Origin of the sequence: Clostridium sp. LS, from assembly GCF_002760435.1 — a bacterium.
Taxonomy (GTDB): Bacteria; Bacillota; Clostridia; order Clostridiales; family Clostridiaceae; genus Clostridium.
Map to the genome: position 1 here is coordinate 1 of NZ_AUUU01000060.1, position 24,140 is coordinate 24,140.

18 protein-coding genes and 1 riboswitch are annotated in these 24,140 nt (G+C 30.3%); of the genes, 9 read left to right on the forward strand and 9 right to left on the reverse strand.

The window, feature by feature from the left end:
- Positions 1-184: 184 nt before the first annotated feature.
- The 3 genes from COL3_RS14815 to COL3_RS14825 are packed head-to-tail and all read right to left on the reverse strand — an operon-like array spanning position 185 to position 4,368.
- Positions 185-2,122, reverse strand: coding sequence for an ABC transporter ATP-binding protein (locus tag COL3_RS14815; protein WP_008427351.1), 1,938 nt, complete (start codon positions 2,120-2,122; stop codon positions 185-187).
- Positions 2,119-3,894, reverse strand: coding sequence for an ABC transporter ATP-binding protein (locus COL3_RS14820; RefSeq protein ID WP_008427353.1), 1,776 nt, complete (start codon positions 3,892-3,894; stop codon positions 2,119-2,121). Before COL3_RS14820 ends, COL3_RS14815 begins: the two co-directional genes overlap by 4 nt.
- A gap of 33 nt (positions 3,895-3,927) precedes the next feature.
- Positions 3,928-4,368, reverse strand: a complete 441-nt coding sequence (locus COL3_RS14825) for a MarR family transcriptional regulator (protein ID WP_008427355.1) — start codon at positions 4,366-4,368, stop codon at positions 3,928-3,930.
- Between the two features lie 391 nt (positions 4,369-4,759).
- Between COL3_RS14825 and COL3_RS14830 the strand changes: the two genes are divergently transcribed.
- The 4 genes from COL3_RS14830 to COL3_RS14845 all read left to right on the forward strand — a co-directional run bounded on the left by COL3_RS14830 (position 4,760) and on the right by COL3_RS14845 (position 8,144).
- A complete protein-coding gene (locus COL3_RS14830; RefSeq protein WP_008427356.1) occupies positions 4,760-5,122 on the forward strand; it encodes a (2Fe-2S)-binding protein in 363 nt (120 codons plus the stop codon).
- Positions 5,123-5,411: 289 nt separating this feature from the next.
- Entirely contained in the window at positions 5,412-6,383 is a 972-nt protein-coding gene (locus tag COL3_RS14835) for an aromatic acid exporter family protein (protein ID WP_008427357.1), read from the forward strand.
- Positions 6,384-6,534: 151 nt separating this feature from the next.
- A riboswitch (cyclic di-GMP riboswitch) is annotated at positions 6,535-6,618 on the forward strand.
- 140 nt (positions 6,619-6,758) lie between these two features.
- The gene (locus tag COL3_RS14840; protein ID WP_035284125.1) at positions 6,759-7,091 is read left to right on the forward strand and encodes a hypothetical protein; all 333 of its coding nucleotides are present in this window, start codon (positions 6,759-6,761) and stop codon (positions 7,089-7,091) included.
- Positions 7,092-7,154: 63 nt separating this feature from the next.
- Positions 7,155-8,144, forward strand: coding sequence for a 3-oxoacyl-[acyl-carrier-protein] synthase III C-terminal domain-containing protein (locus tag COL3_RS14845; protein WP_008427359.1), 990 nt, complete (start codon positions 7,155-7,157; stop codon positions 8,142-8,144).
- A 192-nt stretch (positions 8,145-8,336) separates the two neighbouring features.
- On the opposite strand, the gene COL3_RS14850 is transcribed toward COL3_RS14845, so the two are convergent.
- Complete coding sequence (locus COL3_RS14850; protein ID WP_008427361.1) at positions 8,337-9,353, reverse strand: magnesium transporter CorA family protein; 1,017 nt, start codon at positions 9,351-9,353, stop codon at positions 8,337-8,339.
- 413 nt (positions 9,354-9,766) lie between these two features.
- Between COL3_RS14850 and COL3_RS14855 the strand changes: the two genes are divergently transcribed.
- From COL3_RS14855 to rsgA, 5 genes are all read left to right on the forward strand, one after another.
- Positions 9,767-11,212 (forward strand): acetyltransferase/hydrolase, encoded by a 1,446-nt coding sequence (locus COL3_RS14855; RefSeq protein ID WP_008427363.1) that lies wholly within the window; start codon positions 9,767-9,769, stop codon positions 11,210-11,212.
- A gap of 34 nt (positions 11,213-11,246) precedes the next feature.
- A complete protein-coding gene (locus COL3_RS14860) occupies positions 11,247-12,113 on the forward strand; it encodes a radical SAM protein (RefSeq protein ID WP_008427366.1) in 867 nt (288 codons plus the stop codon).
- Positions 12,114-12,337: 224 nt separating this feature from the next.
- Complete coding sequence (locus COL3_RS14865; protein ID WP_008427369.1) at positions 12,338-13,804, forward strand: glycosyltransferase family 39 protein; 1,467 nt, start codon at positions 12,338-12,340, stop codon at positions 13,802-13,804.
- Positions 13,805-14,156: 352 nt separating this feature from the next.
- Positions 14,157-15,512, forward strand: a complete 1,356-nt coding sequence (locus COL3_RS14870; protein WP_008427375.1) for an amino acid permease — start codon at positions 14,157-14,159, stop codon at positions 15,510-15,512.
- Positions 15,513-16,056: 544 nt separating this feature from the next.
- Positions 16,057-17,127, forward strand: a complete 1,071-nt coding sequence (rsgA, locus tag COL3_RS14875) for a ribosome small subunit-dependent GTPase A (RefSeq protein ID WP_008427377.1) — start codon at positions 16,057-16,059, stop codon at positions 17,125-17,127.
- Positions 17,128-17,257: 130 nt separating this feature from the next.
- On the opposite strand, the gene COL3_RS14880 is transcribed toward rsgA, so the two are convergent.
- The 5 genes from COL3_RS14880 to COL3_RS14900 all read right to left on the reverse strand — a co-directional run bounded on the left by COL3_RS14880 (position 17,258) and on the right by COL3_RS14900 (position 23,979).
- Complete coding sequence (locus tag COL3_RS14880; protein WP_008427379.1) at positions 17,258-18,232, reverse strand: acyl-CoA dehydratase activase; 975 nt, start codon at positions 18,230-18,232, stop codon at positions 17,258-17,260.
- Entirely contained in the window at positions 18,213-19,310 is a 1,098-nt protein-coding gene (locus tag COL3_RS14885) for a hypothetical protein (protein WP_008427380.1), read from the reverse strand. Before COL3_RS14885 ends, COL3_RS14880 begins: the two co-directional genes overlap by 20 nt.
- Position 19,311: 1 nt before the next feature.
- A complete protein-coding gene (locus tag COL3_RS14890; RefSeq protein ID WP_008427382.1) occupies positions 19,312-20,202 on the reverse strand; it encodes an acyl-CoA dehydratase activase-related protein in 891 nt (296 codons plus the stop codon).
- 307 nt (positions 20,203-20,509) lie between these two features.
- On the reverse strand, positions 20,510-21,691 hold the full coding sequence (locus COL3_RS14895; protein ID WP_008427384.1) for a glycosyl hydrolase family 8: 1,182 nt from the start codon (positions 21,689-21,691) through the stop codon (positions 20,510-20,512).
- Positions 21,692-21,717: 26 nt separating this feature from the next.
- Positions 21,718-23,979, reverse strand: a complete 2,262-nt coding sequence (locus COL3_RS14900; protein WP_008427385.1) for a glycoside hydrolase family 3 C-terminal domain-containing protein — start codon at positions 23,977-23,979, stop codon at positions 21,718-21,720.
- Between the last annotated feature and the right edge of the window lie 161 nt (positions 23,980-24,140).

Consider the following 24,140-nt stretch of genomic DNA (forward strand, 5'->3'; position numbering starts at 1 on the left):
GCTATGAGGGCAACTTGCCTCCTTACCTGATGAAAAATATACACCTTAGTAAAAAGCAGCTATGCTGCATACACAGAACATTTCATGACAACTTTGGACTTGTTATTTATTTTCATGTGCCTTATAAAATACATAAAGATAAAAGAAAACCCTAGAAGTTTGGTAAAGCTCCTAGGGTTATTATTTATACTGCTTTATTATCTAAATTTGCACCTGTAAATTGGCTATTATAAAGGTCTGCATAAAAGCCTTTCTTAGCAAGAAGTTCATTATGGTTACCCATTTCAATAATACTTCCTTTATTCATAACTAGAATTAATTCTGCATCTCTAATAGTAGAAAGTCTATGAGCAATTACAAAACTTGTTCTATTTTTCATAAGTTCTGTCATAGCCTTTTGTATATAAATTTCAGTTCTAGAATCAACACTGCTTGTAGCTTCATCAAGTATCATAATAGTTGGATTTGCAAGTATTGCCCTTGCAATTGTAAGTAACTGCTTTTGTCCTTGAGATATATTTGTAGCTTCTTCATTTAAAACTGTATTATATCCGTCAGGAAGGGTCTTAATAAAATGATGAGCATGAGCAGCTTTTGCGGCTTGAATAACTTCTTCTTTTGTTGCACCTTCTCTGCCATAGGCAATATTATCAAATATAGTACCGTTAAATAACCAAGTATCTTGAAGTACCATACCAAACATATTGTGTAGTTCTCCACGCTTAATATCTCTGATATCAACACCATCAATTGTTATAGAACCGGAACCTATTTCATAAAAACGCATTAGTAAGTTAACTAGTGTGGTTTTTCCTGCCCCTGTTGGTCCAACAATAGCAATTGTATGACCTTGTCTAACATCAATATTCATATTTTTTATAAGTGGTTCCTCAGCTTTATAGCTAAAGTCAACATTATCAAATTTAACTTCTCCCTTAGGATATACAATAACTTTAGCATCTTCAGCGTCAGGTATTTCTTCAGTTTCATCTAGTAATTCGAAGATACGTTCAGCTGAAGCTACTGTTGATTGAATTATATTCGCAATGTTTGCTGTTTGAACTATTGGCTGCGTAAATTGGTTAGAGTATTGAATAAACGCTTGAATATCACCAATGGTAACTTTGCCCTCTATTGCTAAGTAGCCACCAACAACACAAACTATTACGTAGCCTATATTACTTACAAATCTCATCATGGGCATGATTATTCCTGAAATGAATTGAGCTTTCCATCCAGCATGATATAATCTATTGTTAATATTTTTAAAGTGTTCAATAGAGTCACGTTCATGACCAAAAGATTTAACAATTTTATGGCCTGTATACATTTCTTCAACATGACCATTAAGTTCACCAATTTCTTTTTGTTGAGCTGCAAAATACTTTTGGGAGTGTTTTGCAATGAAAGCTGTTACCCCAATATATAATGGCAAGGTCAATAATACAACTAATGTCATTAATGGACTTATTGTTAACATCATTATAATGATACCAACAATAGTAACAATAGAAGTAATAAGCTGTGTAAGGCTTTGCTGCAGTGTAGTTGCGATATTATCAACATCATTTGTCACACGGCTTAGAATCTCACCATGAGTTCTTGAATCGAAGAATTTAAGTGGCAAACGTGAAAGCTTATCTTCAACATCTTTACGAAGATTGTATACAGTTTTTTGTGCTACTCCAGCCATAATATATTGTTGAAGAAATCCAAAAAGTGTGCTTACTAAATACAATCCAAGTAATAATAAAAGTGTGTTTGCTATATAAGGAAAATCTATACCAGGGATTGGAATATTGGCAGCTTTTCCTGCTTTAAGTAAAGCTTGATTCTGCCCCATAGCTGTAAATTTTGCTACAATACCTTCAACCAATCTAGTTATTGCAAAGCCAGAAATCTTAGGTCCGACTATAGTAAAAATAGTACTAAATATAGCAAATATAAAAACTAAGATAAAATTCATTCTCTGGGGTTTTAAATAACTTAAAAGTCTTTTTAGAGTACCTTTGAAGTCTTTTGCTTTGGCTACTGGACCACCTGCAAATGACCCCATGGGTCCACCGCCTCGGTGTCCCATTCCGCCGCCCATTTGTCTACTGGTGTTTCTGTTTTCACTCATGATAATTCCTCCTCCGAAAGTTGTGAAGTTACAATTTCACGGTATACTTCACAATTTTTTAAAAGTTCTTTGTGAGTTCCTATACCTGTTATTTCACCATCATCTAAAACTATGATTCTGTCAGCATCCATAACTGTTGCAACTCTTTGAGCTATAATAAGGACTGTGGATTCTTTTACTTCATCTTTTAATGCTGCACGAAGTTTTGCATCAGTTTTAAAATCAAGCGCTGAAAAACTATCATCAAATATATATATTTCAGGTTTTCTAACTAGAGCACGTGCGATAGATAAACGTTGTTTCTGTCCTCCAGAAACGTTTGTTCCACCTTGAGCAATAACATGGTCATAGCCTTTGTCCATATCATTAATAAAATCTGAAGCTTGTGCTACTGTAGCAGCATGTTTTATTTCTTCAAGGGTAGCATTATTTTTACCATATCTAATATTGTCAGCAATAGTTCCAGAGAAAAGGACAGTCTTTTGGGGAACAAAACCTATCTTTGATCTTAAGCTTTCCTGACTCATTTCTCTTACATCAACACCATCTACTAGGACCGAACCACTACTTACATCGTAAAAACGTGGTATTAAATTTACTAGGGTAGATTTACCTGAACCTGTACCACCAATAATAGCAGTTACTTCACCAGGCTTAGCGCTAAATGTGATATTACTTATTGCTGGCTGGTCTGCACCAGGGTATTTAAAGCTAACATCCTTAAATTCAACATGTCCACTTTCTTTATCTGCTAATACTGCATTTTGTGGATCTACAATATCTGGTGCCATTTCTAATACTTCATTTATTCTTATTGCAGAAGCTTGTGCTCTTGGAATCATTATAAATACCATAGAAAGCATTAAGAAACCAAATAAAATCTGCGTTCCATATTGTATAAACGCAATTAATGAACCAACCTGCATGTTTCCTGCATCAATTCTAGTAGCCCCAAACCAAATAATTGTAATTGTTGTAACATTCATAATCAGCATCATTACTGGCATCAAGAATGCCATAATCTTATTTACTTTTATTGCATTATTCATAAGATCTATATTAGCATCATCAAATCTAAGCTTTTCTGTTTCAATACGATTGAAAGCTCGTATTACTCTAATCCCAGTAAGTCCTTCACGTAACACAAGATTTAATTTATCTATTTTTACCTGCATTAATTTAAATAATGGCATAGCATATTTTAAAGTTAAAGCAATTATGATTCCAAGTAATGGTACGACTACAGCGAAAATCCAAGTTAATTGAGTATCTTCTCTTAAAGCCATAACAATACCACCAAGGGCTGTTAATGGAGCGAAAAGCATAATAGAAAATATCATTACAGTTACTGCCTGAATTTGGGTGACATCATTTGTAGTTCTTGTTATAAGAGTTGCTGTACCAAGTTTATCAAATTCATGTAGCGAAAATCCTTCAACCTTAGTAAATAATTTATCGCGAATAATCTTAGCAAAGCCTACAGCAGTTTTAGATGAAAGGAAGGATGCTAGAACTGAACAGATTACACCGCCAGCTGAGATTAAAAGCATGATTCCCCCTGTTCTAATAATATAATCTATTCCTTTGTAAGAACCGCTTAGTCCTAAAAAAGAAATAGTTTGAAATACATCTTTTTGCACTATACCTTTATCAACTATATCTGCCATCAAAGTTGGCAGGTATAGATTAGCAAGCACTTGAGTAAAGATTAATAAAAGTATGGCTATTATTTGAAAGGTATATTGTTTTAGAAATCTAAATAATTTAATCATTAACTCATCTCCTAATTCGTTATTGTGTGATTTTTATTTTTGTTGCTCATTTAAGAGTTTTTTTAGTGTGTTTAGTCCTTCAAAAATTTTGTTGAGTTCCTCTTCACTTCCTTGGCTCATTGCATTTTTTATAGTATTTTCAATATGCTCATGAAAGGATTTATGTATATCTTCAAATTTTGGAGATATACTAACATAAACGACTCTCTTATCTTCTGTACTTCTTTCTCTTATGACCATTTCTTGTGCTTCAAGTCTATCTATAATTCCTGAAACTGTGCTATTAGATAAGCAAAGGTGACTACTAAGCTCACTAATTTTCATTCTTTTATATTTGCTTAATAACCCGATAACCATACCCTGCGGTGCAGACATACCTGTTTCACCGATTACCTTCTTCATATTATGCCTAAATTGGTGCATTACTTCTTGGAAAAGTCGTGCAACTTCAATGCTTTTACTTGAGTTTTCCATTTTTATCTCATCTCCATATTAAAATTTATTTCGTTTATAAATATTTCGTATTAGAATATTTCGCTTACGAAATATATTTTATTCCTATAAGTGTTCTATGTCAAGATTAATTTAAATGGCAAATTTATTTAATATGCTGAAAGTGAGTCTAGAATACTTTAACATATATAAATTTATAGTATTTATATAGCAGAAATAAATTTCACAAGTTAGAAATAAATTAGGGAAAAGAGTAGCGAATATTGCAGTGAAGATCGGAATTATAGAAAATAATTATATTTTTTGAATAAAAGAAAGCAGAATTTGTAAAAATTATAAAGGAAAGATAATAGATGTTATAAAACTTTATAGAATAATTTATTTAGTAATAAAATGTAAAGGAGAAGATATAATGGATGATAATAATGTAATTTGTACATGTCACAATGTTACTGTAGATGATTTAAATAATGTAGTTAAAAATGGCATTAAAACTTTTGATGAAGCACAGGAAATTACAAAGGTTGGAACTGGATGTGGAAAATGCGTAGCCAATAATAAAGTATTATTCAATGAACTTTTATTAGCAAATAAAATAAGTGAAAACCCAGTAATATGTGGATGTAAAAACGTTACAGTACAAGATTTAGACAATGCAGTTAAAAATGGGGCTAAATCCTTTGAAGAAGTGCAGGAAATTACTAAAATAGGAACTGGTTGCGGACATTGTATTGAAAAAAGTAGAGAATTAGTTAATCAATTATTATCTAAATAGAAAAAATGGTTATAGAATTTTTATTGAATATAAAAGTTGTGATGTCAAACATAAATTAAAAATCTGTGTTATGAATGTTAAAGAAAGTTTTACATTCATAACGCAGATTTTATTATTTTATTCTTAAATTAGTTTTTCTTTTCATCATATATTAACTGGTATATAATGAAAATAGACTTAGAACACGTGTGCATTTATTATTATAGTAAATAAAAAATAAAATGAAAAAAAGAAACCATAGTAAATATACAGGTAAGAAAAAGTATTTGAGGATAGGAGAACACTTAAAATGATAAAGTATTTACAATCAAAAACATTTAAGATGGCTCTATCAGCAACGATAGCAGTAACAATATCAAATTATATAGGATTAAAATTTGGAGTAACTTCAGGTATTATTGCTATACTCAGCATTCAAGAAACAAAAAGGGAAGCTTTATTGGTTGCAGGCAGAAGAATAATTGCTTCAGCGTTAGCCATACTTTTGTCATTTATACTATACTTATTACTCGGGAATAATCCTCTAATATTTGGATTATTTCTAATTATGTTTATTCCTGCAACAAAGGTTTCAAAGATAGAAGAAGGTATGGTTGTAGGAGCAGTATTATCTACGCATCTTCTATCGAGCACAAATATAGATGCTTCTTGGATTATAAATGAAGCACAGTTAACTATAATAGGTATTTCAGTTGCAATGCTGTTTAACTTATATACAGCGTCTTTAGAAGATCAATTTGAAAAAAATAAAGAAAGAATAGAGAATTATTATAGAGCTATGCTATCAGATATGGCAGTAACATTAATTACTCAGAGTGTGCCAGTATATGAACATGATATATTATTAAGTGTTGAAGAGTTAATAAAAAAATCTAAAGAAATGGCTCGGATAATTAATAATAATCACTTATTTAAGAAAAATGATTACTATGTAAGCTATATAGACATGAGAATAATACAGTTAGATGCAATGAAAAGAATGAAAAGACATTTTTCAAGATTTTATATGACTTATGAACAAACAAATATATTATCGAAGTTTACCAATGATGTTGCTATGAGTCTGAAAGAAGATAATGATTGCATTGAACTTATTAATAAATTAAATTCACTCAGAAAAGATTATGCAAATATGGAATTGCCAAAAAACAGAGATGAATTTGAAAATAGAGCATTATTGCTTCAGTTTCTAAATGATTTAGAAGATTTTTTAGTTGTAAAAAAAGAATTTATAGAATCAGTTCATACAATCAAAGCATAGAATATGAACATAATATAAGAATATTAAAAAAGGTAATTTATAGCTGTTTCAAGTAGATTATTAAAATGGATTTTGATAATTCTAATGGTAAAATTACCAAGATTATTGTTGAAATTTATGGCAAATTAGGGTAAAATATAAACATCATATACATTGATAATAGCACACTTATCGAAAGGTAAGGTCGCAAAGCCATGGGTCTAAAGAATTTTTCAATGATTGCCAGGTTGCCAAAGTGTAATAATAAGCATGTGTTCGTAATTTTGCTTATTTTTGGTGCCTATTTATAATAGGCACCTTTTTTATTGAAATGATTTGGAAATTGATATGTATGTGGTAATAATAAAATATATGAAAAAAGGAGGTGTAATAGGCATGAAGAAGTATCAAATGTCTGTGGACAAGGGTAAAAAGGAGATGAATATAAGAGTATGGGGAATGTTTGAGGCCAGCGATGCTAATAGTTTTATTGAAGATTTCAAAAAGGAATTATCTTCTATACAAACTTCAGAATTTATCTTGGCTTTTGATGCAAAAGATTTAAATGTTTCAAAGCCAGAGATGTTACCAATGTTAGAAGGCTGTTTTAAAATGTATAAAGAATGTAATTTCAAGAAGGTTACGGCAAAGGTAGAAAATAACGTTACATTAAAAATGCAATTATCAAGAATAGGTAGGAATTCTGGCCTTAACATTGAAGTAATTTAAATTTGCAGATAAAAAAGCATTGGCGGGATAATTTATTCACGCATATTAACTGAGGAGATTTGTATGGGAGTAAAATTGAGTTTTGTTGATATTTGTCATGCTTCTAAAGTTGTCTCAAATGATTTTTATTTAAAGCATTTTAAACAACAAGATAAGAATGTAGAACATTTATTAGCAGAGGTGATGGGTAGAGATAGGAGATTTATGTTTGATGATGAAGAGGAAACGACATTGTCATTGGCTGTAAAAGCTTCTAAATCTGTGTTGGATAAAGCAAATTTAACTGGAGATGATATTGATGTATTGGCCTATTCATCAATACTATCAGAATACATAGCACCATCAACATCAATCCTGATTCATAAAGAATTGAATGCTGGAAGAAATGTGATGTGCTTCGATATGAATGCAAATTGTGCTGGTATGACAATTGCTTTAGAAAATATTTCGAATTATTTAATGTCATCAAAACGTGCAAAAAGAGCGCTAGTTGTAGGATGCGATGATGTACACTCATTAACTGATCCTGATAATGAACTTTGTTATGGAAATTATGGACATGCTGCATGTGCAATTATTCTCGAGAAAGTTGATGAGGAGTGTGGAGTAATTGATACTGAATATTATGTAAACACGGAAGAAAGTAATAATATTATGTATCCAAGCTGTGGTTTTTCTAGCTTTTTTAATTCAAAGAATATAGAGGAGCTTAATTTAAAATGGCTGCCATTTGATGGTGGAGCCTGCGTTTATCCTGCTGTAGACATTATAAAAAAGATGTTGAAGGAAAATGGATTAACAAAAGACGATATTAGTATGTTTTGTTTTTCGCAATTCGCATATGTAAATATAAAAAAAATAAGGGAACTTTTAGATATAAGTGAAGATAAAAGCATATATATAGGTGATAAATATGGTTATACTGGTACAACTAGTCCATTAATAGCATTATATGAGTCTATTAAGAAGGGTACGATAAAAAGAGGAGATTATATAATTTTTTGGACTATTGGTGCTGGATCACAAAGTATAGTAGTATTATATAAATATTAGATTAAGCAAAAATAAAAATGTAAAATGTAAATGTATAAATATGTAAAAGTGTAAAAATGTAGAGTAAGAATATAACTATCCGATTAAGTAAAATTAATTGGATGGTTATATTTTTTATATATGCTGAAAAAATGAAGTTTTCAAAATAGAAAAATTGAAGGATTTAAATAAGATTATAAATACTAATCTTATTTAAATGCATTTTTCATCATTACGTCCCAACCATTTTAATATGAAGTAACTACCAATACCTATTAGTACCATTGCCAGCAAAAAGACAGGATACGAAATCATCCAGTTTTCAGATCCTGTCATCATAGACCATTCTGACATTCCTCCAACTCCTGCAAAAAAGGATAAAGGCATAAAAACGGTTGTAACATATGTCAGACGCCTAACAGAGGCATTTGTGCGATTGGCTGACTTTGACATTTCGATGTTAACTAAAGCAAAATTAGTTTGCATGATACCTGAGAGCATTTCACGACATTTTTCTGTTTCATCATAAAATTTATTTACATGGTTGTAAATATCTTTATAGTGAATAATTGCATTTTCAGGAACGTAATGTGTATCCATGCGGCAAATTTTTACTAATATTTCTCTTTCGTGAAAGAAGCTTCTCCTCAAAGATAAAAGATCATTACGTATTCTTTGAAGCTCAGAAAGGTCAAAGTCTAGTGCGTTGTTTAACATATCATCTTCAATTTGCATTAGTTCATCTTCGATTGCTTCAATGGCATCAAGTTTTTTATCAATAATATGATCAAGAATGCTATGTACAGCGAAAGCAGGTCCTTGTTTTGCTATACTGAGATCACTTTCAAAGACTTTTTGCATATCGCAAAGGGGCTGTTTCTTATCGGAAGAATCCCAAATAACTGTGACTAAAAGGTTTTTATTAAAAAACATATTAACAGGCTCCACCGTGATTTGCTTATCCAAATATGAAATTGCATTGCATTGAATATAGCAGTGCTTTGGATAATCATCAATTTTTGGCACATTGTTTTCATCAAAAATATCCTCAATAGACATAGGATGAAGCTTAAATGGTTCAATTAATGTGGTGAATTTATCGATAGTAGGGTTGTTAAATGACAGCCAGACAAATTCACCCTGATTTAGTTTTTCCAAGGCAATTTCTATAGTTGAAGTTTTAACAAGCTTATTTTTCTTTTGATCATAATAAAAACTAAGAAAAGTCATATAAGATTATTCTCCTTTATATTTTTGTTAAAAGACGAAAAAACTATTTAATAAGGTTTTTTATTCGGACTTGTAATTACTACAATATATATCCAACATTTACATTATAATATATTTTTTTTATTCAACAGGTTAAATTAATATTAAGAATTGTAAAATAGTAAAGTAATTTAGCAAATTATTTTTAAATTTCTGTTGTGATATATAAGGAGTTTTGGTGAATTTATGTAAAAAGTGTACAGCAAGAATATAACTATTCTGTTAAGTAAAATTAATTGGATGGTTATATTTTTGTATAGTTAAATTTATGGAATGTATAAAAATATATGGGTTTTTATGGTATTATATATTATTGTAGTATATAATAATTTTTTGGATAAGCAAAACTATAATTTAAAGGGTGGAGTTGGATTATGATTTCATTTATGGTGGTTTTTCTTTTAGCCATATTAATACTTGGTATAGTATGGTTGGATATTATTAAAAAAATATCATTAGTTAATAAAAATTTTATAAGCATATATCTTATTTTTGTTCCCCATATTATTCTGTTGGGATACTTTTTTATAGTAAGAGATACATTTATTCTGGATAATATCATAGGTAAATGGATTGTTTTAATAGAAATTTTAATTTTTATTTCATATGTTTGGATAAAGTTGAATATAGCCCCATATAGTAAAAAGCCATTTGTAAATGTTAGATTAAGGGTAATGCTAGGTGGAAGATATCTTGTACTCTATGGACTATATACATCACTTATTCAAACGTTATTATATTTAATTTGGTCAGGTGTAATGCAAGGCAGAGATATTCCAAATCATATATTTGTATTAGATATAATTGTAGTGATTCTTAATATACTTACTTTACTTACAAATGGAATGTTGCGTATCTTATATACATCAAGAAGGTTAAATATTGTAATAAGACTCATTGTTGCCTTTATGAGTTTTATTCCAGTAATAAATATTTTTGCAATGCTATATGCATGTCATTTGGTAGCAAGTGAATATGATCATGAATGTTATAAAGTAATAAATAACAATGCTAGGGTTGATTCAGAAGTATGTAAGACAAGATACCCAATTATATTAGTACATGGGGTTGGTTTTAGAGATCTAAAATACATAAATTACTGGGGGAGAATACCCAGGGAATTAATTCGTAATGGAGCTGCAATTTATTATGGTAATCAAGAAGCGTGGGGAACAATTGAATATAACTCAGAAGAAATTAAAAATAAAATTTTTCAGGTGTTGAAAGAAACAAAATCAGAAAAAGTAAATATTATTGCACATTCAAAAGGTGGATTAGATGCAAGATACATGATTAGTAAGCTAAATATGGGAAAATATGTAGCATCACTAACAATGATCTCCTCACCTCATAAAGGGTGTAAATTTGTGGACTTGGCATGCAAAATTCCGGATAAGATTTACAAAGCTATTGCAAGAATGTTTGACAAGTACTACACTTTGCTAGGTGATAAAAAACCTGATTTTTATGCAGCAAGCAGGCAGTTCTCAACCTATAATAGTAAAAAATTTAATGAAGAAGTAAAAGATGTGCCGCAAGTGTATTATCAAAGCTATGCTTCAGTAATGAAGAATATGTTTAGCGACTATATATTGACAATACCTTATATTTTAGTTAAATTGACAGAAGGAGAAAATGATGGACTTGTGTGCGTTGAATCAGCTAAATGGGGAAATTTTAAAGGTGTGTTAAGAAATAAATATAGACGTGGAATTTCCCATGGAGATATTATTGATATGAGAAGAGAAGATTATAAAGATTTTGATGTAATAGAAAAATATGTGGAAATAGTTTCGGAACTCAAAAAAATGGGCTATTAATTAATAATAACATATAAGGAGGAAAGGTTTCAGAATGTATGATTATCCATTATATAGACCACCTAGTGAGCGTAATAGTCTCATAATGCAAGTAACTTTAGGATGTTCCCATAATAAATGCAGTTTTTGCAATATGTATAAGTCGAAGACATTTACAATAAAATCTTTGGAAGACATTAAACGCGAAATAAACAATTTTAGGCAAATGTATACTTATGTAGAAAAGATATTTTTAGCAGATGGAGATGCTTTAATTATTCCAATAGAAGCATTAAAAGAAATACTAATATATATAAAAAAAGTATTCCCAGAATGCAACAGGGTCACAATGTACGGATCACCTAAATCTATTTTACTTAAAAGTCAAAAAGATTTAATAGAACTTAGAAATCTAGGTTTATCAATGGTATACATGGGAGTTGAAAGTGGAGATGACGAAGTTCTAAAAGATATAAATAAAGGAGCAAGTGTACAGGAATTACTTAAGGCTTCTAAAATGATTAAGGATGCTAATATTTTATTATCAGTAACTGTTATAGCTGGTATTGGAGGAGTAGAAAAGAGTGAAAATCATGCTATTAAAACAGGGGAAATAATGAGCAGCGTGGAGCCGGATTATTTGGGAATATTGACTCTTATGATTGAAAAAGGAACCGCTCTACATAATAAAATCATAAATAAGCAATTTGAAGTGTTAAATGACAGAGAAATACTAAATGAAATCAAATTGCTTATAGAGCATATTAATGTAAATAAATCGCTAGTTTTTAGATGTAATCATGCATCAAATTATATTTCATTAAGAGGAAATTTACCAGAAGATAAGGAAAAGTTAATTAATGAAATTAATTACTATCAACAAATGAATAAGTTAAAGGGAGAAGAATATAGAAGCTTATAAGGATTTTTATATTATAATGTCTCAAAAAGCAGCTCTTTATTAATAAAGGCTGCTTTTTTTGTCTCTAAATTTCTATTTCGTGTGTATAATTAAAAGATCATTTTATTACAAAAGTGTGAAAGGTACATGAAACATACATAAAGGATTTCAAGTCTAGGAATAATAAATTTATTATAACAAGGTTAATTAGGGTATAAATATAAGATATATAAGGAGTGTGCAATATGGATATATTTAATACAAAAGTACTTGATAGTGCTATTCGTTTAATTGAAAAATGGTACTATGTTATTTTAATTGCTATATTAGCAGCTGCTTCTTTCAATATATTTTATAATTTAGGAATCGTGCCTATCTATAGTTGGGACGAAGCAAGACATGGGGTTAGTGCTTATGAAATGATTAAAAATAATAACTATATAGTAAACACATATGCATATAAAAATGATTATTGGAACCTAAAACCCCCAATAAGTTATTGGGCTATAATTTTAGGATATAAAATGGCTGGATTTAACGCTCTAGGATTAAGAATTATTTCTGGAGTTGCAGCAGTAATAACTATCTTAATTATTACAGCTTTTAGCTTGTATATGAACGGAAGACTAGCATCGTTGATTTCAGCAATTGTTTTATCCACAACAATACCATTTATTACAGAACATTGTGCAAGAACTGGAGATGCTGATTCAATATACGTATTTTTTTTTACTATAGCAATGATTTCTCTTGCATTAATAGAAAAAAGTGAAAAATGGTTATATGGTTTTGGATTTTCTTTTGCATTAGCATTTTTAACAAAAAGTTTGCATGCAGGTAACATTATGGTTATTGGAATAGTTTATCTAATATTCAGCAAAACCTTTTTTAAGTTAAAAATTAAACAAATAATATTATTAATCCTAACGTGCTGCAGTCCTATTTTAATTTGGGGTATTTTAAGATATAGGGAAGATGGCATAGAGTTTTTTAAAACTATTGTTAAATTCGATTTAGTGGCAAGATCATCAACTGTTTTGGAAGGGCATATTGGCGGATACTGCTATTATATTGAACATTTACAATGGTCATATTTTTATTGGAATTTGATTTTTGTAGGTACCACTATGGCATGTATTGTTCTACTTTACAGATATAGATATGCAGAACATAAGACAATCGTAAATCGTATTTTGATTATTGTGTTATGGATTGGAGTTCCATTTATATTGTATACCATGGTAAAAACAAAAATTTCATGGTACTTGTTACCAGTGTTTCCTGCTATGGCATTAAGCATAGGTTCAACATGCAGCCTTCTTTTAAAAGAGAAAAATAGAAATATAATTACCCAAATTGTTTTGACAGCTATGATAATAATATCCATATGCAAAAGCGAAGAGGTAATAAAGAGTAGAATTTCTAATCCAGAAATGGATTTAAATCAAGAATTGATTCAGGATCTAGGGGAATTACCGGAATACAGAAGATGGATAATATATATAAATCACTACGAGCAAAGTTATTGGTTGAGCAGTGAACTCTATGCTAGCTTGGCTCCGGTAGAGGGCGGAGCAGAAGGTTTTTTGGAGGATAACCATGATAATACTTTATTATTTATTACAAAAGAAGATGCAAGTGTACTTGGAAAAGAAAAGGATAATTTAAAGGTTGTACTTGAAAATGAATCAGCATATATTTTCGCAAAGTAAATGTAAATTGATAACGCCATAAAATTTATACTATTCTAAATAAAATCTCCTAAATCAATATTTAATGAAAGTTTTGATTTAGGAGATTTTATGTTTAGGAGATAGGCTTGAATATTGATGAAAGGATATTTTATGGATATATTGCTCTTAACATTTAATTTAATGTTAAGAGCAAGTAAGCTCTGAGAGTTACATAAAGAGTTAATATTATAGAAATAATAGAAGCAGTATTATATTATTTGGAAAAACAAAATGATGCTTTGCATTGACGAAATTGACAGAGGATTATACAATGGAAAAAGTGTTTTATTTAATATTATATATAAAAAATTAAAAAAGGAGATGATTATTGGTGAAAGAATCAAAGATTGGTAGAGAGGAATCTGATATCCCAAAGGGCTTAAAAAAAGAGATAGGATTGCTTGAGGCAATTACAATAGTTATTGGAATAGTTATAGGCTCTGGCATATTTTTCAAAGCATCATCAGTTTTTAAGAATGCAGGTACTCCAATGTTTGGTATAGCAGCATGGGCAATTGGTGGGCTTATAACTATAGCATCAGCTTTAACTGTTGCTGAAATAGCTGTCGCAATTCCTAAAACGGGTGGAGTATTTGTTTATATTAAAGAATTATATAATGAAAAGTGGGCATTTTTATTTGGATGGGTGCAAACTTTGATTTATGTACCGGGAGTAGCAGCAGCATTATCAATAGTTTTTGTTACCCAAGCAACTTATTTTATCCCTAATATGACTTCAATGGTACAAAAAATAATAGCCATAGTAATTTTATTTTTTGTAATGGCTTTAAATGTTCTATCAACTAAGCTTGGAGGGAAGGTGCAGGTAATATCAACAATTGGAAAGCTTGTTCCAATAATTTTTATAGTGTTATTTGGATTAATAAATGGTACAGCTCACGATTTCACATCTCCAATAGTTTCTTCGCCTTCATTAGGAGCAGCGGGATTTGGTGCGGCAATACTTGGAACCTTATGGGCCTATGATGGGTGGATCAGTGTAGGAAACATGGCTGGAGAACTTAAGAATCCAGAAAAGGATCTACCCAAATCTATAATTATTGGTTTGATAACAATAATAGTAGTTTATATATTAATTAATATTGCAATAATAAATGTTATGCCGGTGAAGGAGGTAATAGCTTCATCTAAACCAGCCTCAGATACTGCCGTAATACTATTTGGCGACGTAGGTGCAGCTTTAATAGCAGGAGGAATAATGGTTTCTATCTTTGGTGCTTTAAATGGATATTTAATGACTGGAGTTAGAATTCCATTTGCCATGGCAACTGATAATCTATTCCCTTTTCCAAGATTCTTTGGAAAAATTAATGAAAAATTTGAAACACCTATTAATGCATTTGCATTTGAAGTTATACTTGCAAGCTTATATGTATTAAGCGGATCTTTTGATACATTAACCAATTTAGCGGTTTTTGTAATGTGGATATTTTTTGTTATGTGTGTTTGTGGAATTTTTATTTTAAGAAGAAAACATAAAGAATTAGTATCATCGTACAAAGTGCCCTTATACCCTGTTGTTCCATTAATAGGCATAGTAGGAGGCATGTACATATTAGTAAGTACATTTATAACAGATTTTTCAAGTGCAATATATGGTGTAGTTATAACTTTGTTAGGCCTTCCTGTTTATTTTTATATAAGAAAGAAGTATAATAAACTATAATATTTTCGGAGTAGCCGATTAAATTAAGTTGAAAATTTAATTTTTATAATTGACAACGATTGTTCTAAGTGGTATTGTTTATTTATTAAGGTATTTATTGTAAAATACAATAAATATTATGAAAGGAGAAATGTTTTATGAAAGCAAGTGTAAAGGTGATTGCTTGTTAAAACTAAATATGGGCGAAAATGTGATTTTATAGAGGGGTACCCCCTTTGTTTGTTATGCATTTTTGCGGCTATAATAACCTTTCATAAATATACTGACTATTAAGGAAAGTTTTAATTGTATTTAAGTGAAATATAAATTTCATTTAATTAGTTTTATTAATGTATCCGTGGATAGCAGCCGTTTTTGAGGTTGTGTCTGCGGAATTTTTTTGCCCATTTTTAAGAATAATTAAGCAATCAATGAAAGGAATATGTAATATGAAAAATTTATATCGTGATAGAAAAAAATTTTAATTATGGCACATTTAATTAAATGATTGGTTAAATGTAAATCCCTATTATTTTCTTTCATGTGCCTAATATGGAGGAAATAAATGAATAATTATATAAGACAATATGGATATGACGACTTTTTTGAAAAACAAGTAGATGGGCTTAATATATCATCAACTGATTTAGTACCTGCAAGGGTGATTGAAGTTCAAAAGGATCAGTATAAGATTGTGACCGAGTATGGAGAAAATGATGCGAAGTTAAAAGGGGCTTTATTCTATAATGCTAAGATATATAATGTATATCCTACTATAGGTGATTTTGTTCTAGTGAAACACAATGCGTTGGGGGAAGATATTATATATTACGTACTTGAAAGAAAGAGCAAATTTTCAAGGCTTGATTCTTATAATAAAGTGGAACAGATTGTAGCTGCTAATTTTGATTATGTATTTATAATGCTTTCACTAAACAATGATTTTAATATCAAACGAACAGAAAGATATTTAGCAGCAGCGTGGCAAAGTGGAGCTTCACCAGTAATTATAATGACAAAATTGGATTTATGTGATGATTATAATTCATATAGAGAAAAAATTGAAGAAATAGCTCCTTTTGTACCTATAATAGGTGTGAGTTCAGTTACAGGCGAAGGCTTGGAGGAATTATGGACTTATATTGGAGAATCTAAAACTATAGTGTTCTTGGGATCTTCAGGTATAGGAAAATCATCACTTGTAAATGCACTTTCTGGTGAAAAAATAATGAAAGTTAATAATATTCGTGAAGATGATAGTAAAGGACGTCATACTACAACTCATAGGCAGCTCATAAAACTTAAAAATAATGCTATGATTATTGATACACCAGGTATGCGTGAACTAGGATTGTGGGATGTATCAGAAGGATTAGATATAGCATTTGATGATATTGAAGAATTAGCTAAAAGATGCAAATTTAAAGACTGCATGCATGATAAGGAACCCGGATGTGCTGTAAAAGCTGCTTTAGAAACTGGAGAATTATCTAAGAAAAGGTGGAGTAATTATTTAAAGCTTAAGAAAGAAGCAGAGTTTGCTAAATATAAAGAAAATATGAGCTTACGTTCAAGAGAAAAAACTCAATGGAAGGGTATCTCTAAATTACAAAAGGAACTGAAAAGGAAATTTTAATATTTCGGTGAAGTGTTAGAATATATATTATATAAAATATATTATTATAAATGTAGTTAAATTAAAGTAATCCCCTAAGGTTTTATGTGCTTAGGGGATTATTATTTATTTAATTTTAGATAGTTTTAAATTATGCTCCCTTATCAATTTTTTCATTCATGGTATTAGTCCATTTTCCACATCTATCTCCAAAACAGCCTATTATAATATCTTCATTCTTTATTCTTACAACTTCACATCTATTGGAGCAGCCTTCACATTCAAAACTACTAGAAATGAAGTTGGAATCTGCTATATCAAAACCTCTAAAATTAGTTACACCTGTTTTATCAACTGTTTCTTTAGCAATAATTGCAGCGCCAATGGCACCCATGACATTATAATGTTCAGGTACGTACACTTCGCTGCCTAAAGCTTTTTCAAAAGAAAATTTCATTCCTTTATTAGCAGCAACACCGCCCTGAAAGAATATTTTAGAACATATTTCTTTGCCTTTACCGATATCATTAAGATAATTTCTAACAAGAGCTTCACACAATCCGTTTATTATATCAGCTTCGTTATAGCCAAGCTGTTGCTTATGTATCATATCGGATTCTGCAAAAACCGCACATCTTCCAGCTATTCGAAGTGGAGTTGTTGAGTTTAATGCATAATCACCAAATTCTTCTATTGGAATTCCTAATCGTTCGGCCTGCCTATCAAGGAAAGAACCAGTTCCGGCGGCACAAACATTATTCATAGCAAAATCTATGGCAATACCATCTTTTAATATTATTATTTTAGAATCTTGCCCACCTATTTCTAATATTGTTCTAACGTCTTTATCTATTTCTAATGCTGCACATGCGTGAGCTGTAATTTCGTTTTTTACTGCATCTGCACCGATTATAAATGATGCAATCTGTCTTCCGCTGCCTGTAGTTCCAACTGCATTTATCTCTTCATCTTTATATTTTTCCTTTAGAATTTTGAAACCTTCTTGAATTGCATTTATTGGCTTTCCTTTTGTTCTCAAATATAGTTTTTCAACTACATTCATGCTACTATCTAAAAGAACAATATCAGTACTTACTGAGCCAACATCAACACCTAGATAATACATTTTGTTTTCTCCTTTCTAATAAGTCTAAAAATGCTTCTATCCTTGTAACATATCCACCTTCTCCAGTCATTTCATCAACTACAAGAGTTAAGATAGGAAAATCTTTATCTTTAGATATAGTAGGAAGCATAGCTTTGCATACAATTTCAGGCATGCATCCCATTGGGAATATTTGAATGGCGCCATCAAATCCTTCTTGCGTAGCCAGTACTGCTTCCCCAATACATTCCCTTGCATGGCCGCCAATATATAATGGAAGATATTCTTTTGAGGCTTTCCGTATATCTAATGAATTAATTCCAAGAACTGACATGAGTGAATCTTTTGCCCACCAACTTGGAGTAAGCCTTCTTTGAGTTGAAACTCCGTATTCCATAAGTTTATCTTCAATAAAGAGATTTGAGAATGGTTCTATTATTGTATAAATTTCGCCTATAATAGCTATTTTTAATGGATTCCTATCTTTATATATTTCTATGGAACTAAGACTTTTATCATAAGTATTTAATATTCGTATCATTTCATTTGGATTATTACTATTTGCTGCATCAATTCTGCATTTATTTAGCAATCTTTTACATTCTCCTTTGTTTTTTTCATATCCAGCTAAATAATGCGCTTTTGCCTCGATTTTATCAATAAGATTTAAAACCTTAAATCCAACGCGTAAAGCATTTAATTTTTGAACCGTAGTTTTATTACTATTTGAAGATATAAAGGATATCCTATTTAAAAATTCTTTTAAACCTATTTCTGAGGGCTTATCTAATACAATAAAATTTAAATCATGACCTAGTTTTTTTAAGATATTGATTTGTAATTCACAATATTCGCCATATCTGCAAGGGCCGCAGCTTCCTGTAATTATTATTGTATCTGCTCCGTTTTCAATTCCTTGAATATAATTTCCCATCATAAGCTTAAATGGTAAACACATATCCTCAGGTGAATACATGGAACCTATTTCTAATGATTTCTTGCTGTTGAATTCTGGGATTAGGTAATCTACACCAAGGGCATCAAAAGTAGCCTTGGCAACGAGATATACATTTCCAAGGTGAGGTGTCATAATTTTCATGTTATTGCCTCCTTTCTAACATGTCAACAAAAGCTTCTATTCTAGTATCAAATCCAGATTCTCCAGTATGTTCGTCAACTTTTAATATTAAAAAAGGAAAGTCTTTAGTTTTTTCTTTTATTAAGTCTATAACTACAGAATCTATGCCACATGCAAAGGATGATATGTATACTATGCCATCTACTTTTTTATTTTCTGATAAATATGTTGATACTCCATATGCATTTCTTGCAAAAGTCCAAAAAGGTCTTTTAAATAAATCTTTTGTTTTAAGAGAGATAGAATCTTCATCTATAAATTCTTCTGTTATAATTCCGACGCCAAGCATATTGAGTTTTTTTACTAAATTCATATTAATAAAATTGTCATAAACATTATAGGGGTGGCCAATTAAGGCTATATTTATTTTATAACCTTCACTTTTTATTCCTATTTGAGACTTATTTTGCTCGTTTAATGCTTCATAATAGGCTCTCTTAATTTTTTTCTTATTATTTGTTATCATGCTTCCAGTAGAAAGCACCCATTTATATAATTTTTCCTTTGATGTTGCATAAATAGGAGCCATAGTAACTTTGGGCATGTTAGGTACACTATTTACAATCATTTCTGGAAGTCCACAAAATTTAGGGCAAATAAATTCATGCTCTGAAAGCTGCATTATTCTTGGTATAACGATAATATCGCATTTATCTTTAATAGCCGCTACATGGCCATGGAAAATCTTCATTGGTAAACATGCTTCATTTACACAATGTTTTACGCCTGCATCTAAGATTTGTTTGTTTGTATCAGGGGATGTAACTATTTCTGCTCCGAGTTCATAAAAGAATTTTTCAAGGAAGCCAGAATATTTATAATTTAATAGTCCTTTAGGAATTCCAACCTTCATATGTAATTCACTCCTATAAAATTTAAGCTCATTTTTGTATTTTTCACATAAATTACAAAATTATTCATGTTAATAAAAAAATTATTAAATTAATAGAATATAGAATTACTAATATGGATTCTATTTTATGAGAAAAGCTTTATATATTGAAAATAGGAATTAACATTAATAATAATTTATATTTTTTAAGAAAAAAGCCTTTGGTTTTCCTAAAAAATATTTTTAGAAATTGCCAAAGGCGAGTTTCTCCTTAACTTTTCACTTACCACTTATAACTTGTTATTTCTTCTCTGATTTACAGCTAGTTTTAGTCTATATACCAATTCCCAGTAGCAACTATCATAGCTAAAAGTTTTAGTGTATTTTCATAAAAGGTACATTTGCTTATTGGTTTTTGTATTAAAGTTTCCCATAAGGAAATAGTCCAATGATCGTGTTCTTTTTCTATAAGAGAACTAACTAGAAAAGGTGCAATAAATGATAAGTTGTTTTTTGAACCAAAAGAAGATCCGGGAGGCCCATTAGCTATATAATAGCCAGAGCTTATATTTTCTGGGTCATATGAAGTATTTTTTTTAATCCAATTATTGAGAGTATGCAATTCTTCTGTTACCGGGGTTTTATTTATAATAATATCCATAGAGTAACGCCAGGGAATTCTACAGCTGTTAAAGTAATAATCTCCGTCATGAACAGTTTCTAAGATTTTGATTTTAGGTGCTATATAAGTATCTTTATACTTTATGAAAAAATCGGGCATAAGCCCGTTTGATTTACTTTCTTTCTGCATTTGTTTAGAAATTATTGAGTCAATCTTATTAATCACCATTTGCCATTTATGACTGTTTTGTACATCAAATTTACAAAATTCCCGGATATGATACTTTAAAAAATCTGAACTTCTAGTTACATATTGGAATTTATTAATTTTCGATCCCTTTACCCAATCTCCCAGAGTTAAGATATAATCATTTTCATTTACACAGCTATCCATTAGAGCATTAATTCTTTTGATTGCTTCATTTTTGTAGCTGATTTTATCATTTTCTCCCCAAATTTTATGTGCAAGAAGCAGTCCGTAACTAATGTCCATATCCCCGTCAGTTGCAGAAGAGGTTTCAGCTTCAGCATTAATAATATTACCATTAGAATCTTTAATTTGTTGCCATGCCATTAAATTGGGATTATAAAAACTTTGGTAAGATTTTATATAATTATATATTGCTGTAAAGTGAATTTTAGCAGTAAGATCAAATTTACTCATCAGCGGGAATATTATCATACCATAGCCCATTGCCTCTGAAACTGTAACAGCATTTTTAGGAGCAGGCTGATCCAGCGCATAAAATAGATATTCCTTTAGAGTAGGAAAATCATTTGTAGGCCTTAAGTAGCGTATCTTCCAATCATTATAGAAAGATAGTAACTCTAAATTTAAGTTGCTTTGGGAATAGTAATTAACTAATGTGTCATTATAAATTATGGTCACCGCCTTTCTATTAATTTATTTAATAATCAAGATGCATTTACTGATTTAAGGATATTATCTAACATATCATTGGTGAAATCGCCATTACTTATAACAGATAATTTATTAATAGGGATGTATTTAAGGTAATTTATAATTTCTTCTTGGGTTTCCTTGTCACCCGTAATCAATTCAGCTATATTTTGAAGTATTGGTTCAATAACAGCTCTGGCATTTGGGTTAGTTAAGAATTCGCCAATTAGTGTATTTTCAGCATATTTAGGAACTGGTACATAAGCTGATTGAATGTATATATTTTTAGATAGTGCTATATCCCTTGAAGACTTACCAATTAATATTTCATATGGACCACTTTCTACAACCCAAGAGTTTGTTGCTCTATCGTAGTAGGAGAAATCTCTTGTACTAAGATAGAAGGTTACTTCTTTTTCTTCTCCAGGGAAAAGAGGTATTTTTGTAAAGGCCTTCAGCTCCTTTTCAGGTCTTGGTGTAGAACTAATTATATTTCTTACATAAAGTTCTACAACTTCTTTACCAAAATATTTGCCGGTATTTTTTACTTTTAGTTTTACTTCAACAATATCAGTATCTCTTACTACATCTTTGCTTAATGTTAAATCACTATAGTTAAAGGTAGTATAAGATAATCCAAAACCAAAAGGAAATTCAACAGGAATTTCTTTCTTGTCATAATATCTATAGCCAACAAAAATTCCTTCTCTATATTCTAGATGATTTTCAGGACTAACATTATCTAGGTAAGTAGGAGTGTCTGACAACTTCATGGGAAATGTAGATGATAACTTCCCAGATGGAGTTACTATTCCAAATAAAATATTAGCAATAGCGCTTCCATTTGCCTGACCTGCAAGCCATGCCTCTAAAATAGCATCAGGGTATTTAGACCATGATGAAGTAGTTAGCGGTGAACCATTGTTAAGTACTAAAATAACATTTTTGTGTATTTTGCTAATTTCTTTAATTAGCTTTATTTGATTTTCAGGTAAATTAGCATCTTTGTTATCTTCATTTTCTGCATCATAGGAGTCAGGAGTCCCTGCAAATATTATAACTACATCAGATTCCTTGGCAACCCTCTTTGCTTCTCTATGGAGAGTATTATCATCTTCGCCTGTATCATCAGAGGAAGTATTATATCCTTTTGCATAATTGATTTTGATTGAATTTCCAACTAATTTGGTTATTTCGTTATAAGGATTTTCAAGTATCGTAGGGACGACAGAGGAAGTACCAGTACCTTGATATCTTGGATTCTTTGCATATTCTCCAATTATAGCTATTCTCTTATTTTTTAATCTTTCTCTTTTTAGTGGTAATATGTTGTGTCTGTTTTTTAGAAGGACCATACAATTTTCAGCAGCTTCTCTTGCTAAATCATGGTGCTTCTCTTTATCATAAGTATCATATGAATTTTGATTATGAGCAATTCTAAATACTATATTTATTATATCTTCCACAGCCTTATTTAAGACTGCTGGGTCTAAAGCACCATTTAGAACAGCATCAACTATTGATTTACTATTAATGTATGAATCAGGCAATTCTAAATTTAAACCTGCCATTAATGAGTCTATTATCGAATCTACACCATACCAGTTTGATAGCACTAATCCATCAAAATTCCATTGATTCCTCAAAAGATCAGTTAATAAAAGTTTATTTTCTGCACAAGGCATTCCATTTATATTATTGTGAGCTGCCATAACTGCAAAGGGATGTCCTTTTTTTACGGCTATTTCAAAATTATATAAATAGATTTCATTTAATGGTTGATCACCAATAATATTGTTAATATTTTGTCTGTGGTATTCTTGATTGTTTCCGGCATAATCTTTTATACAGGCACCTACACCTTCACTTTGAAGTCCTTGAATAAAAGATGCAGAAATTTCCCCACTTAGTACAGGATCTTCTGAAAAGTATTGGAAGTTTCTCCCGCTTAAGGGAGAGCGTTGAATATTCATAGAAGGTCCTAAAAGTAGATTTACATTTTCTGCTACGCATTCTTCTGCAATAGCTTTACCAACAGCATAAGCTAAGTCTACATCCCAAGATGATGATAAAGCAGAAGGTGTAGGAAAACACGTTGAAGGAATAATGTCAGAAAGGGTAGCAGATCTTTTTACAAGACCATTTGAGCCATAAGCTAAGGTTAACGAAGGAATCCCTAGTCTTTCTATATCTTGAGTTTCCCAAATATTTTTGCATGAGCACATCGATGCTTTTTCTTCAAGTGTCAATTGATTGATAATATTTCTTATATCCACTCAAGTATCACCTTGTCTTTCTTAATAGTATTTATTTATAATTTACAATTAAACTTCAACATAATTAAAAATTAATGCCATTATTATATTATTTTAAAGAAACAATATATATTACCTTTGATGATAATAAATTACAATTAAATTAATATCAGTGGTTAAAA